This window comes from Prevotella sp. (assembly GCF_051059605.1).
Classification (GTDB): Bacteria; Bacteroidota; Bacteroidia; order Bacteroidales; family Bacteroidaceae; genus Prevotella.
Map to the genome: position 1 here is coordinate 1361450 of NZ_CP050883.1, position 15438 is coordinate 1376887.

Below are 15438 nucleotides of genomic sequence, written 5' to 3' on the forward strand. Positions count from 1 at the left end.
GCATAAATAAAAGAAAAAATATCCTTTTATTTCTATTATAAACTAAATTTGATGTAATTTTGCAACATAAATTCAATAAAAAAGGCAAACTGAACAGACTCAAACATATCGTCAACGCTGTAATATGGACCATCGCCGGTTTATATTTCATATTAGTAATACTGCTTCATCTATCAGCAGTAAAGGGTGTTATTGGTTCCGAAGCGAGCGATTTACTTGCTCACAAACTTGGTACAAGAGTAAGTATAGGCAATGTTGATTTGGGATTTCTGAACCGCTTTATTATAGATGATGTATTGATATATGACCAACATGGCGGGAAACTTTTAAAATCTTCGAGAGCTTCTGTAAAAATAGATATCATACAACTTTTTCAAGGAAAGATATCAATAACATCTGCGCAACTTTTCGGTTCTAAAATTAATGCATACAAACAGACGGCTGATTCAAAAGCCAACTATCAGTTTGTACTTGATTCATTAGCTTCAAAAAACAAAAAGAGCAAAAGTAATCTTGACTTAAAAATTGGTTCACTTATAATAAGAAACGGAGCACTTACGTATAACCAATACGATGCAGTGCAAAAATATGGACAATTAGATCCTAAGCATCTTAATATATCAGGTATAAGCGCACATATAATTTTAAATGCACTAACCAACGACAGTATAAATCTGAATGTCAGAAAAATGGCATTTAAAGATGTATCGGGACTAAATATCGTATCACTGTCAACAAAAGTAATAGCTAACAGAAAGCAAGCAGAATTAAATGATTTTGAATTGATGCTACCAGGAACAGTAATAAGACTTGGTGACTGTCTTGCCACATATACTTTTCTTGGCAAAGAATTACAAATTCCATCTCTGCAATATAGCGGAAGTCTTGACGAGTCAACAATACGTCCTTCGGACTTTTCGTGTTTAGTTCCTGCATTAAAATCGTTCCGTAACAAACTGGATATAAATACGACGATTAGCGGAACTAGTACTTCTGTAAGAATTCATTCTTTAGGAATAATAGGCAGAAGTATATACCTAAATGCTAATGGATCATTAAACAATTGGCAAAGCAAGAAACCTAGATGGGTTGCTGATATAAAAAGCCTAAGCCTCAAAGGTGATGGAATAAAATTTATAAGCAACAATTTAGGAAAGCAACTAAGTATTCCTATTGAAATAACAAGACTTGGAAATATAGTTTTTAAAGGTGCTATTGGAGGATATGGGAAAGATGTTGCTACGAAAGGAATGATTCGCACTGATGTAGGATCAGCCAAACTAGCATTGGGTATAAACGGAAAAAATTTCAGTGGACACGTTGAAACTGACGGAATATCAGTGGGCAAAATCATAAACAACAATAAACTAGGAATTGTTGCCACTAAAATTAATGCAGACGGATATATAAATGGCAATGATATAAAAATCAATGCTAAAGGACACATTGAAAACATAGAATATAATAGGTACACATACCGAAATATAAATATAGACGGATTATTTAGTAAGAAAATAGCTAGTATGCATTTTAACGGCAAACTAGACATCAACGATCCTAACGGCAAAATTGCAATAAAAGGAGACTTGAGTAAACTAGGCAAAATAACAAAAGCAAATATAACTGCAGCCATAGATCACTTCAATCCTAATGCTCTTAAACTTATAGGCAGCTACCCTTCTACAGTGTTCTCAGCCAATTTAAGCGCCAACTTTATTGGAGACAATATCAATAATGCTGATGGAAGAATCGTTTTATCCGACTTTGACATGCGCTCACCTAAAGACACATATCATCTTAATTCCATGGAGATACATGCAGGAAAAGACGACATGCAGCATTTCCTTACCATGAATAGTGATTTTGGACAAGCTGATATTATAGGTAAGTTTGACTATGCGACAATTTTTAATAGCATTACAAATATCATACACAGCAAACTTCCTTCTTTGATGGGATTAAAGCGTGGACTGGCAAAGAAAGCTAACAATTTCTCATTCAATGCCTACATAAGCAAGAGCGATTGGCTCAATAAGATTTTTGGCGTTGATATAGACTTGGCTGAACCAGCGACACTCAGTGCTATTATAAATGACCATAGACAACAAATTGATTTTGTTGCACAAATGCCATCTTTCAGTGTGGGTAACAACATATTTGAAAATGGACATGTAAAGATTACTTCTCCTAATGATTCTCTTAAGGCTGAAATCCAAGCTAAAAAAATATCCAAAGATGGTAAAGGACTGGCTTGGAACATAGAAACTTCGGCTGCAGACAACAAACTCAAGTCTATAATAAAATGGAAGAACTTATCGGGCAAGTATTTCACTGGAACTCTTAATACGGAAACCGAATTCTATAAATCAGAATATGGAAATACAGCACATATAATAGTGCACCATTCAGACATAATTGTAGGAGACAGTGTTTGGAATATACAACCGAGTGACATTGTATATAGAAAAAATAATATAACTATAGATCATTTCGCTGTTACTCACAACAATCAACATATAATAATTTCTGGATTAGCAACACCTAACAAGAAAGATTCAGTTATCGCCGACTTACAGAAGGTTGACGTAAGCTACATCTTGAATCTTGTGAATTTTCATTCAGTTGATTTCGGTGGTAAAGCATCGGGAAAAGCTTATATAGCTGGCGCTTTTTCTAAACCAGATGCATCCGCAAAACTTAGAGTTGAAGATTTCAAGTTTGAAAATGGTCGTATGGGTGTATTATATGCTGATGCCAATTGGAATAATAGTGAGGGGCAAATAGACATAGATGCAACAGCCAACGATACAATAAGCAATACGTATATAAGCAATTCGATTATTCCAATTAAGACGATTATTAAGGGATACGTATCGCCAAGAAAGAATAATATTGATCTCAATATAACTGCTGATGGAACTAGAATTGAATTTCTTAAAAGATTCTGTGGAAGTTTCATGGGCAACATAAATGCATACGCAAGTGGAGATGTTAGAGTTGCAGGACCACTAAACAGAATAAATCTCACTGGTGACCTTATTGCAAACGGGGTCATACACATGAGTACGCTCAACACTGACTATACTTTAAAAAATGCCCATATCCATGCAATTCCTGATGAGATATATCTGCAAAATGATACTGTCACCGACAGAGATGGACATATTGGAATTGTTAGCGGTGCATTGCATCATCAACATCTAACAAAACTCACTTTCGATATAGGAATCAATGCTCATAACCTACTTGCATACGATACACATGAGTTTGGCGATAACACATTCTATGGTACGGCATACACTACAGGAACTTGTAATATAAAAGGCAGAAACAACGATATAACCATTGATGTCAGAGCAACAGCGAATAAGGGCAGTCAAATTGTTTACAATGTATCAAGTCCTACATCTATCAGCAAAAATGAATTTATTCACTGGACAAATCGTGACAGCGTTAATACAGCATTCAGCATAAAAGAAAAGCCTGACAGTGCTAAGGATATTAATATTCCTACAGATATGCATATTAATTTCCTTATTAATATGACACCTGAAGCTACCGTAAAACTTATAATGGACCATAATACCGGAGATTATATTGCACTTAACGGTACAGGCGGACTTAGAGCAGCATATTATAATAATGGAAGTTTTGATCTTTATGGTAACTACCTTATAGATCACGGTATCTATAAACTTACTATACAGAATGCAATAAAAAAGGACTTTATGTTCACTCCTGGTGGAACAATCAGTTTTGGAGGAGATCCTTTTGATGCTGTACTAAATCTCAAAGCACAGTACACTGTACAAGGAGTGAGCCTTGCTGACTTGAAGATAGGTAACAGTTTTTCAAACAACAATATCAGAGTAAACTGTCTTATGAACATAACAGGGACACCTTCAAGTCCTAAAGTTGATTTTGGTCTTGACATGCCTACTGTTAACAACGATGCAAAACAGATGATACTTAATCTGATAAACAGCGAGGAAGAGATGAACCAACAGGTTTTGTATCTATTGGCAATCGGTCGTTTCTATACACAGACTAATAATAATGCTGTTGCGGAAAGTACAACTCAGCAAAGCCAGACTAGCCTTGCCATGCAAAGTATTCTCAGTGGAACTGTGAGCCAACAACTCAATAATGTTTTAAGCAGTGTGATAAACAATACCAATTGGAATTTCGGTGCCAACATTTCTACAGGAGATGAGGGATGGAATAATGCTGAATATGAAGGAATGTTGAGCGGAAGACTACTAAACAACAGATTACAGTTCAGTGGGCAGTTTGGATATCGTGACAATGCAAATGCAACTACAAGTTTCATAGGAGACTTTGACCTAAGGTATCTACTATATCCTAATGGTAACTTTGCTATAAGAGTATATAATCAAACTAACGACAGATATTTCACAAGAAATAGTTTGAACACCCAAGGCATCGGATTCATTCTGAAAAAAGATTTTAATGGATTCTGGGACCTTTTCGGCATAAAGAAAAAACCAAAGAAATAATACTAGGTCATTAATAAATGATATCGCTTTACACCATTATGGAGTATATTAATGCCTAGCAACAACAAATAGAGAGTCTTCGTATATTTAGACTGCGTTCCCTACGTTTCTCATTTTTCTTAGCTACGGAGCTACGGTGTCTCTCACAAAGCCTATAAACAGAGGGGGTGACGATACGTAGCTAGTTCAATTTAGCTTCGATGAGCTACGTTTTAGCTACGTCATCTATTTCTACTTATATAATGTACGTGCATACACGCGCACACCTAGGGTTTTGAAAAATATAAGTGTCGAAGTGTCAACTTAGTGAATATCAATATTTTATCGACCAATTTGACTAAATAAAGTGACGGCGATCTAACGGTCGAATATCGAGTTTCGCATGCGTTTCTATATAGAAACGCAAACGTTTCTACGATGTTTTACCTCCTATTGCTTCGTAAAACGCAGTGCAATATAACGTAAAACGCACTGTAAAACATCGTAAAACGCATCGACATCCTTCGTAAAGTACAAGGCAATATGCGGAAAATCTTTACCCATATTTTACCGACGAATGACCGACACTTCATTCGAACCGAAAAGAGTTCTAATAAGTTGATGCCCAACGGATAGACACTTCGACACTTGTTTTTACGAAAAAGCCTGAGTGTGCGCATACGTACGCACGTGTATTACGATGTGTAGCTCCAAGCATTTAAAACTTTGGCTAACAGTCTAACCTAAATCTGATTGCATAGACAAAAATTTTGCAGTATCTTTGCCGAGAATTCAGTGGAATTCGGCAGAACATTTAAACAAGCTTGGAAATTCTGTTCTCGTTTACTATCTTTATCTATAAATCCTCAGTTCCTCAGATACAGCCAACGGTTCTTTGAAAAATTTACTTATAGAATAACATTTCATCCTAAAACGACACAAGTTCACGTAGCTAGAACGTAGCTTGACGTAGCTAAATCCTCTAAACTACGTATCGTCAATCCCTCTGTTTATAGGCTTTTCGAGAGACACCGTAGCTACGTAGCTAAGAAAAATGTAAAACGTAGTGAAGACAGCCTAAATATACAAAATTCAAATTATCACCAATAAATCTAGGCTCAAACAGTTAATTATAATACGTGCCTTTAGTCGGAATAGGTACATTGTTATTAAATTAAGTTGTGATTCATGCCGACATGGTTGTTATATATCCAGGCCCATTGATAAGTATATCACCCTTGCAAATTAACGATGAACCAAAAAGTATTAAAAAATAGTCGTAACTACAGGGAAAAGTCGCCTCCCCCAAAAACCTTATGAATTGGTTATATATGATAACGTGAGCACAAATTAAATAATAAAATATTCTAAAACAGTTAAATAACTATAAACTACACAGAAAAGCTATTGTTTAAGAATTCTATTTATTAATAAAGATGTACCTTTGCACGCGATTTCGAGCGCCCCCATAATCTATGGGATTGCCTCATATAACATAAAGTCAAACTTTATTAATTTTAAAAATTTATTATTTACATGTCAGATTTAAAGAACGTACAGCCATTATCAGACTTCAATTGGGAAGAATTTGAGAATGGTGCAAGCGCAAACGTTGAGAAGCTAGATTTAGAAAAAGCTTACAACGAAACCCTGAACAAAATTCAGGAGCATCAGGTTGTTGAGGGAACAGTTATTGCCCTAGACAAAAAGGAAGTTGTTGTTAACATCGGTTATAAGAGCGATGGTATCATTCCTGCATCAGAATTTCGTTACAACCCAGACCTCAAGGTAGGTGACAAGGTTGAAGTTTACGTAGAAAACCAAGAGGACAAGAAAGGTCAGTTGGTACTTTCTCATCGTAAGGCTCGCCTTAACAAGAGTTGGGATGAAGTTAATGCAGCTCTTGAGAATGAAGAAATCATTCAGGGTTATATTAAGTGCCGCACTAAGGGCGGTATGATTGTTGACGTATTCGGTATTGAGGCATTCCTTCCAGGAAGTCAGATTGACGTTCATCCAATACGTGACTACGATGTATTCGTAGGCAAGACAATGGAATTCAAGGTTGTAAAGATCAATCAGGAATTCCGCAATGTTGTTGTTTCTCACAAGGCTCTTATTGAAGCTGAGTTGGAAGCACAGAAAAAAGAAATTATCTCTCACCTTGAAAAGGGTCAGGTACTCGAGGGTACTGTTAAGAACATTACATCATACGGTGTATTCGTTGACCTTGGCGGTGTAGACGGACTTATACATATTACAGACCTTTCTTGGGGTCGTGTAAGCGATCCTCATGAGGTTGTTGCACTTGACCAGAAGATTAACGTTGTAATCCTTGACTTTGATGAGGAAAAGAAGCGTATCGCTCTTGGTTTGAAGCAACTTACACCTCATCCTTGGGATGCTCTTAACGCTGACCTTAAGGTTGGTGACCATGTTATGGGCAAGGTTGTTGTTATCGCAGACTACGGTGCTTTCGTAGAAATTCAGCCAGGTGTTGAAGGTCTTATCCACGTTAGTGAAATGTCTTGGAGCCAGCATTTGCGTTCAGCTCAAGAGTTCATGCACGTAGGCGACGAGGTTGAAGCAGTTATTTTGACTCTTGACCGCGACGAGCGTAAGATGAGTCTTGGTATCAAGCAGCTTAAGGAAGATCCTTGGGAGGCTATTGAAACTAAGTACCCTGTAGGAAGCAAGCACACAGCAAAGGTTCGCAACTTTACTAACTTCGGTATCTTCGTAGAACTTGAGGAAGGTGTTGACGGTCTTATCCATATCAGCGACCTTTCTTGGACTAAGAAAGTTAAGCATCCTTCTGAATTCACAACTGTTGGTGCAGAAATTGACGTTCTAGTTCTTGATATTGACAAGGAAAATCGTCGTTTGAGCCTTGGTCACAAGCAGCTTGAAGAGAATCCTTGGGATACATACGAGACTATCTACACTCCAGGTTCTGTTCACGCAGGTAAGATTACCCAGATGATGGACAAGGGTGCAGTTATCACTCTTAATGAGGGTGGTGAAGGTTTCGCAACTCCTAAACACCTAGTTAAGGAAGATGGTTCACAGGCTCAGCAGGGCGAGGAACTAGAATTCAAGGTAATTGAATTCGTAAAGGAAACAAAGAGAATCATCCTTTCTCACAGCCGCACATTCGAAGAAGGCAAAGATGAAGTTGCAACAGCTAAACCAGCTCACAAGCAGCAGCAGCAGCATGCAGCTCACAAGAATGAAGCTACACAAATCAATAATGTAGCAGCAGGTACATCTCTTGGTGACCTTGACGTTCTTGCAGATCTTAAAGCAAAAATGGAAAAAGGAGAATAATTAAAATCCTTTGATAAAATAATAAGGAGACGGCTTGAAAAAAGCCGTCTCTTTTTTTTGTGCTTTCAAAAAATTATATTATCTTTGCAAAGAATTTTAACACAACAGTGTTTCTCTTCGTGAAACACATTTCTATTCAATCAAAAAATTTTCATATACAATAATATGTATAGCAAGGATGAACTATTATCTAAAGGTGCCTCTGAATTAGAGGACATCGCTACGAATTTAGGTGCTGACTATAAAACTGACTTTAGTCAGGAAGACATGATTTATGCTATTCTTGATAAACAAGCAGAAGAAGAAGGTAACAAGAATCCTCTTGTAGCAAAAAGAAAACGCACCAGAATTGCCAAGAAAGACACGGATCGTATATACACAGTTAAAGGCAAAGATGGTGAGAATTTAGATTTAAAGAAAAAAAACATGACAACCACAGACTCCAAACCATTATTTAAAGATATAGAAGATGAACATTCTCCTGAAGAAATTCTTGCGAAGATGCCTAAGCATCGTGGACGTAAGTCTAAAAAGGAATTGGAACTCATCGCTGCAGCTGAAGCTGCAAAACAAATAGTAAATACGAATAATGATTCAACTAATGCCGATGAGTACAACGACAATAGTGAACTCAATAAAAATATCGAAACCGAAAAGCAAGAAGAATTCGTCTCTAATAATAATGAGAACGATTTTATTCCAGAAGCAGCATTTTCTTCTGTCGAAGACAATAATGACGACAATGAAAAAAATGAGCTTTTAAATCAGCTAAAGGCAAAAATCAATGACCACAATAAAGATGTTGAGGAAGATAATACTGAGACAACAAGTCCTGATGGTTATTGGAACGGAGATCCAGCTGACGGAACTGATTTCATAACAGTTGTAGACCTGCCAATAGAAGATCAGGGAGTTGTACCAAACTATGATATGTTTGATAATCCCACAACTACTGTTGCACCAGCACCAGCACAACAGATTTTCCAAAGACCAGAGCCTGCAAGTGTAGAAAAGTTTGATTTTCTAGATCTAATCACAGCAAATGGTGTACTTGAAGTAATGCCTGACGGATATGGTTTCTTGCGTTCAAGTGATTATAATTACCTATCATCACCTGACGATGTATATGTATCAACAAACATTATTAAAAAATATGGTCTAAAAACTGGTGATGTTATACAATGCCACGTAAGACCACCTCATGATGGCGAAAAATATTTCCCGCTTACAAACATTGACCAAATAAATGGAAGAGATCCAAACGAGGTAAGAGACAGAATTCCATTTGAACACCTCACTCCACTCTTCCCTGATGAAAAATTCACTCTTTGCGGGGACAGAGCTACAACAAATCTTTCTACAAGAGTCGTAGACTTATTCTCACCAATCGGAAAAGGACAACGTGCGCTTATTGTTGCACAGCCTAAGACTGGTAAGACTATTCTTATGAAAGACATTGCAAATGCTATTGCCGCAAATCATCCAGAGGCATATCTAATGATGCTTCTTATTGATGAACGCCCAGAGGAAGTTACCGACATGGCACGCACTGTAAACGCTGAAGTTATAGCATCTACTTTCGACGAACCAGCCGAAAGACATGTGAAAATAGCAGGAATAGTACTTGAGAAAGCCAAGAGAATGGTTGAATGTGGACATGATGTTGTGATATTCCTTGATTCTATTACACGTCTTGCACGTGCATACAACACAGTAAGTCCAGCAAGCGGAAAGGTGCTTACTGGTGGTGTTGACGCTAACGCATTGCAAAAGCCAAAGAGATTTTTCGGTGCTGCAAGAAATATAGAAGGTGGCGGTTCACTTACAATTATAGCAACAGCCCTTATTGATACTGGTAGTAAAATGGACGAGGTAATATTCGAGGAATTCAAGGGTACTGGTAACATGGAATTGCAACTTGACCGCTCATTAAGCAATAAGAGAATATTCCCAGCTGTGAACCTCGTAGCCTCAAGTACTAGACGCGATGACTTGTTGCAGGACAAGACAGCTCTTGACCGAATGTGGATATTACGTAAGTATATAAGCGATATGAACCCAATAGAAGCTATGAATTCAATTCACGACAAGATGGTTCGTACAAGAAATAATGATGAGTTTCTTCTTTCTATGAACTCATAGTAAGAATACAACTATATAAAAAGTGCAAATTATAAGGTTATGAACCGATTATAATTTGCACTTTTTTATTCATTTACTATATCAATCATTAATGTTATATCAACATCAGATATTCCAGCAGCCTTTAAAATACTACTATCAGAATTAAAGGCATCTTTTATACTATCCGCTGACTTTTTGGAAGACAACCAATTCTTAAACGATATGACAGCTTCACTATTCTTGTTGAGAATCCACTTACAATAACCAGTATTAAGATAGTCATCCACCGCAATATTGCCAGACAACAAGAGCTTGTCATAATACTTTTCGGACTTTTCATAATCTTTCTTCACTAATAAAGCCCATGCGATTGTTCTTATAACGTTTGCATCATCACGCTCTATGTCTAAAGGAAACAATATTGACAAAGCAGAATCAGTATCTCCCAATCCTATCAAGGCTATAGCATTGTATAACTTATACTTGAATAAGCTATTTTTCCTTGACAAGATCTTATAACATTCGGCTGCGAGAGAATTATCACCAGACTTTAATGCAGATAATGCATAAGACTTCAATACACTTTCTTTGCTGCTTTCCAAATCTATACAATCAACCGGATAATCAATGAATTCTGTTATTAGATTAAAATTCAGTTGAGATCTGTCTATACCAGCCTTTTCTGATCCTTCTAAAATTAATAACGACTTATAAGCCTTACAAGCTGAATCATACATCTGACGATGCATAAACAATGCTCCTAATAGGTAATAATGCAATTTTAAACCTGCATTATCCAACTTATGCTTTATTAAATCCTCAGTCAGTTTAAAATGCGAAAGTAGAACTTCCAATAAATTCCATCGATGCTGCTTTAGAGCAAATTTAGCCAAAGATAATATTTCATTAGGAAACTCTTCATATTTAACAAAATTACTAAGCAGCATAATCTTGTCATCAGTAACTTTAGAGTCTATAAAAGGACTCTCAAACTCAGTTTTATAATAATTCAGCTTAAAAAAACGATAGAGATCCTGAAGATATCTACGCCTTATATAAGTTGGAGATTGAGAATTTGAATCATCTGAGGACATGCCGAAGAAATCTGCTGTATCCATCATTTCACGCATATTCTCAGGAACCTGATCTATTATAGAAACTATTGCAAAGGCAAAAGAATACTTGTCAGAATCGCAGAAAGAATTACTTTTGGATAATGAATCAAGCAATTTCATCTTGCCCAACTTTGCTCGAACATCATAGAGATTGGGACTATCTATATCAAATGGGGCAAACCAATTGCTTATTACTGAGAAAAATGGAAATTTCTTCATTTGTGAAAAGCCTCCGAAATAGATATCAGAACCTTGCTTCTGCATATCCAACATCTTATTAAAGCTTTGTTCCATCTGCTCCATTTTCTTATCAGCCTCGTCAGAATGTATGATATCGTCTACAGAATCCTCTTCAGTCTCAACTATCCCAGAGCGAGTAATCTTAAAGTTACCATTGCGCAAAAGATCAGGCATGATATTCTTCTGTATATTTTCATTATCTTGCTCAGCATCAGAACAATATATAACCTGTAATTGCAATTCATAGAGTTGATGACGCAAATCTGTAATAGCATTTAAAGCATTAGCGAATAATTCGTCTGCCTCTTTAAATAATGTTATTCCAAAAGTATTCAACATAAATGCCCACCCTACAAACGCACGCTGTTTTATATTTTCGTCAACGCTAGCCAAAAAGACATCATGTAAAGTCTTAAAACGCCAGTAATCGAAGAAATGTGTCGAACCTAAAGTTATTCCACTAAGGATATTCAACACGTCAGAAACATCAAGCAGTGGATTCAAAAGAGTCGCTGTCATTTTATCACAAAGGCCTTCATTCCAATATGGAGATACAATCATTGCATCAAACAAAACAGACAAATACATCTGATGTTCATGAGTAATTTTCTCTTCTATATCATGCTGAATATTATCTGGTTGAAGAGAAGCCATCGCCAAATCCTGAACATATCCCTCAAATCTTCCACTAATGTCTTCTTCATTAAGATTTATTTTTGCAGAATTATCTGATGCAGTACAATAGTAACGACCATCAGAAATCAATACTTCATTTGAAGAATCAAAGGCAACTGTATAAAGCTTACGCAACATATCTTCATACAAACTTTCGCGCATTTTATCTTTATACCCTCTAGACATATAATCTTTCATCAAATTATATCTAGATTCAACCTCTTCAACACGATCATCATATTGAGTTATACCCATAAATCTAAAGAATATTTTAATATCCTTTAATGCAGAAGGTAAATCTTTTTTGACTACAATGTCTGAAAAAACTGTTTCTAATTCATTGATAAAATTATTCATGAGACTTTCAATAGTTTTTAGCCTTTGTGATGTCAGAAGACATCGGGGCTGAAATATGTTGATATTTTAGTTTTGGCAATGCTTTAATTGCTCCTTCATCAATTCTGAAATACTTTTTAAGAATAGTGCTATAATGGTATAAGCCCCTAGTATTCAAAGAGTCACAAGCTTTATTATAGGCTTTGATGAATTCTTTCATTTGAGCTTTTCTGTGTTTATCTTTAATCAAATCGTTTCTAAAAGCAAGCACACCGAAATTGATTTTAAAATCTCGACTGTCACGCAAAGTAGGATTATTATGAATTCTCGCTACCGTAGCCTGTGGTTCAGTCAACCATAAAGCATCAATTTCATTATTCAGTAACATATTCAATCTTATAAACACATTGTTGATCTGTATCTTGTAAAACATTGCTTTTGTTTTCACTGTATCCATGCTCCTATCTGTAAGATAGTCGGTTACAGAATAACGTGTCATTGCAATCTTCTTATCGCCTAATTGGTTTAAATATTTCAATCTTGCCGTTCGATTAGTAAACAGCTGCCAATATGCATTTGTTGAAGACAGATAGCCAAGTTTAATGCCACGTTTTCGCAAGTTTTCTGTACGAACTAAATCACTTACTAGCACCTCTACTCTCCCATTTATAATTGCAGTGTCACAATCCATCTGTGCATTGAAAAAACGTGGACGTATATCCAGTTTTAAAGAATCATATAATTGTTTGTCTTTCAGAAGATAAATCGGCATACAGTCCAATGTCGGCATTACTGCAATCTTTAAGGCCAAAGAATCTGCTGTATGTAAACGTTTACGCTCCTCAATAGATAATCTCTTCTGTTCATCATAAGACTTACCACAAGACGTAAAGAACAAAACTGATATCAGAAGTAATATATTTAATTTAAATAATCTCATAATTTATATATACATTGTTTGTAACATGTTGCACATCTTGCAAAAGTAATAAATAATTTTGTAACTCTAAAAAAATCTTAGTACTTTTGTGGATAAATAACAAGCAATGAAAAATGGCCAAAGATAAAATAGCATACGTATGTGATAACTGCGGACAGGAATCAACTAAGTGGATAGGCAAATGCCCTAGCTGCGGACAATGGAACACATTCAAGGAAATAAGAATTTCGAGTGATTCAGGTTCTCTTGCCGCAAAGTCTGCGGCAAATGCCGTGGTTAGTGGATTAAACCGTAATAATAAACCACAGTATCTTAACGAAATATCGGCTAAGGACGAACCTCGAATAGACATGCACGACGAAGAATTAAATCGAGTGCTTGGAGGAGGACTTGTACCAGGAAGCATCGTATTGCTTGGCGGTGAACCTGGTATTGGAAAGAGTACTCTCACTCTGCAAACAATATTGAAGATGAAAGAGCGCCAAATCCTTTATGTCAGTGGCGAGGAAAGTGCTCATCAGATTAAGATGAGAGCCGACCGAATTGGATGTGACAATGATGTCATGGTACTTTGCGAGACATCTTTGGAAAGTATTTTTGATCACGTGAAAAATGTAAAACCAGAATTACTGATTATTGATTCAATACAGACTATATATACAAGTGATGTAGATAGTTCACCAGGAAGCATAACTCAGGTCAGGGAATGTGCATCTGCCTTATTGAGATTCGCTAAAACCAGTGGTATTCCGGTTATACTTATTGGGCATATAAACAAAGAGGGAACTCTTGCCGGACCTAAAATACTGGAGCATATCGTAGATACCGTAATACAGTTTGAGGGTGACCAGCATTATATGTACAGAATATTACGTTCAATAAAAAACAGATTTGGAAGTACTTCAGAACTTGGCATATACGAAATGAGACAAGACGGACTAAGACAAGTATCAAATCCGTCCGAATTATTACTCACCCAAGATCACGAAGGACTTTCGGGTATTGCTATATCTTCAGCAATAGAAGGAGTAAGACCATTTCTTGTTGAAACCCAAGCACTAGTGTCATCTGCCGCTTATGGTACTCCACAACGCTCAGCGACAGGTTTTGATCAACGACGTCTGAATATGCTTTTAGCCGTACTTGAAAAACGAGTAGGATTCAAGCTCATGCAAAAAGATGTTTTCATAAATATAGCAGGAGGATTGCGCGTCACAGATTTAGCTATGGACTTAAGCGTTATTGCGGCTGTTCTATCAAGTAATGTAGACACAGCTATTGAGACTGGCTGGTGTATGGCTGGAGAAGTGGGACTAAGCGGAGAAGTGCGTCCTATTAACAGAATAGAACAACGCATTGCCGAGGCTGAAAAATTAGGATTTTCGCACATGATAATTCCTCAATACAACCTAAAAGGATTTGCACATAGCAAATATAAGATTGAATTACATCCTGTGAGAAAGGTTGAAGAAGCACTGAGAGCTTTATTTGGATAACAACATTAATATATAAAAAGTATGAAAGATTCTGTAATAATAGTAAGTGGCGGTATGGACAGTATCACACTACTCTATGACAAGAAAGACGAAATTGCACTTGGAATTAGCTTCAATTATGGAAGTAACCATAATTTAAAGGAAATCCCTTATGCAAAAATGCATTGCGAGAAACTGGGAATCAAGCATATCACGATTAACCTTGATTTCATACATCAATATTTCAAGAGTTCTCTTCTTGAAGGTTCTGATGCTATTCCAGAAGGTCATTATGCTGCAGATAACATGAAATCAACTGTTGTTCCATTTCGCAACGGTATCATGCTTTCTATAGCAGTTGGTATTGCCGAAAGTCACAACTTGAAGAATGTTCTTATTGCTAATCATGCAGGTGACCATACTATATATCCTGATTGTAGACCAGAATTCATTAAGGCTATTGACAAAGCTGCAAGCACTGGCACTTATGTTGAGGCTAGAGTCGTTGCTCCATACACCAATATAACTAAAGGTGGAATTGCTAAAATAGGAAAAAAATTGGGCATTGATTATGCTGAAACATGGAGCTGCTACAAAGGGGGCGAAAAGCATTGTGGGAAATGTGGAACATGCGTTGAACGAAAAGAAGCTTTGGCTGAAGCAGGCATCGTTGACACCACAGAATACGAAGATTAAGAAATGTAATCTCC

Annotated in this window: 7 protein-coding genes; 5 read left to right on the forward strand and 2 right to left on the reverse strand. The window is 36.5% G+C overall.

Annotated features, from left to right (window positions below; all coding sequences use genetic code 11):
* Positions 1 to 59 precede the first annotated feature (59 nt).
* From HEQ28_RS05630 to rho, 3 genes are all read left to right on the forward strand, one after another.
* Positions 60 to 4517, forward strand: coding sequence for a translocation/assembly module TamB domain-containing protein (locus HEQ28_RS05630; RefSeq protein ID WP_434504178.1), 4458 nt, complete (start codon positions 60 to 62; stop codon positions 4515 to 4517).
* A 1515-nt stretch (positions 4518 to 6032) separates the two neighbouring features.
* On the forward strand, positions 6033 to 7823 hold the full coding sequence (gene rpsA, locus HEQ28_RS05635; protein WP_434504179.1) for a 30S ribosomal protein S1: 1791 nt from the start codon (positions 6033 to 6035) through the stop codon (positions 7821 to 7823).
* Between the two features lie 165 nt (positions 7824 to 7988).
* Positions 7989 to 9965: a transcription termination factor Rho gene (rho, locus tag HEQ28_RS05640; RefSeq protein ID WP_434504180.1), complete on the forward strand. Its 1977-nt coding sequence runs from the start codon at positions 7989 to 7991 to the stop codon at positions 9963 to 9965.
* Positions 9966 to 10030: 65 nt separating this feature from the next.
* Here rho and HEQ28_RS05645 read toward each other — a convergent pair whose 3' ends face one another.
* Both HEQ28_RS05645 and HEQ28_RS05650 read right to left on the reverse strand, forming a co-directional pair.
* Positions 10031 to 12334 (reverse strand): tetratricopeptide repeat protein, encoded by a 2304-nt coding sequence (locus HEQ28_RS05645; RefSeq protein WP_434504181.1) that lies wholly within the window; start codon positions 12332 to 12334, stop codon positions 10031 to 10033.
* Between the two features lie 7 nt (positions 12335 to 12341).
* Positions 12342 to 13253, reverse strand: coding sequence for an ABC transporter substrate-binding protein (locus HEQ28_RS05650; RefSeq protein ID WP_434504182.1), 912 nt, complete (start codon positions 13251 to 13253; stop codon positions 12342 to 12344).
* Positions 13254 to 13366: 113 nt separating this feature from the next.
* Between HEQ28_RS05650 and radA the strand changes: the two genes are divergently transcribed.
* A complete protein-coding gene (gene radA, locus HEQ28_RS05655; protein WP_434504183.1) occupies positions 13367 to 14749 on the forward strand; it encodes a DNA repair protein RadA in 1383 nt (460 codons plus the stop codon).
* 21 nt (positions 14750 to 14770) lie between these two features.
* Positions 14771 to 15424, forward strand: a complete 654-nt coding sequence (gene queC, locus HEQ28_RS05660) for a 7-cyano-7-deazaguanine synthase QueC (protein WP_434504184.1) — start codon at positions 14771 to 14773, stop codon at positions 15422 to 15424.
* Positions 15425 to 15438: the final 14 nt, after the last annotated feature.

What these genes read in the sequence shown, in the direction of transcription:
- rpsA (WP_434504179.1), top strand. Translation starts at nt 6,033, where the DNA reads ATGTCAGATTTAAAGAACGTACAGCCATTATCAGACTTCAATTGGGAA.
- rho (WP_434504180.1), top strand. Translation starts at nt 7,989, where the DNA reads ATGTATAGCAAGGATGAACTATTATCTAAAGGTGCCTCTGAATTAGAG.
- HEQ28_RS05645 (WP_434504181.1), bottom strand. Translation starts at nt 12,334, where the DNA reads ATGAATAATTTTATCAATGAATTAGAAACAGTTTTTTCAGACATTGTA.
- HEQ28_RS05650 (WP_434504182.1), bottom strand. Translation starts at nt 13,253, where the DNA reads ATGAGATTATTTAAATTAAATATATTACTTCTGATATCAGTTTTGTTC.
- radA (WP_434504183.1), top strand. Translation starts at nt 13,367, where the DNA reads ATGGCCAAAGATAAAATAGCATACGTATGTGATAACTGCGGACAGGAA.
- queC (WP_434504184.1), top strand. Translation starts at nt 14,771, where the DNA reads ATGAAAGATTCTGTAATAATAGTAAGTGGCGGTATGGACAGTATCACA.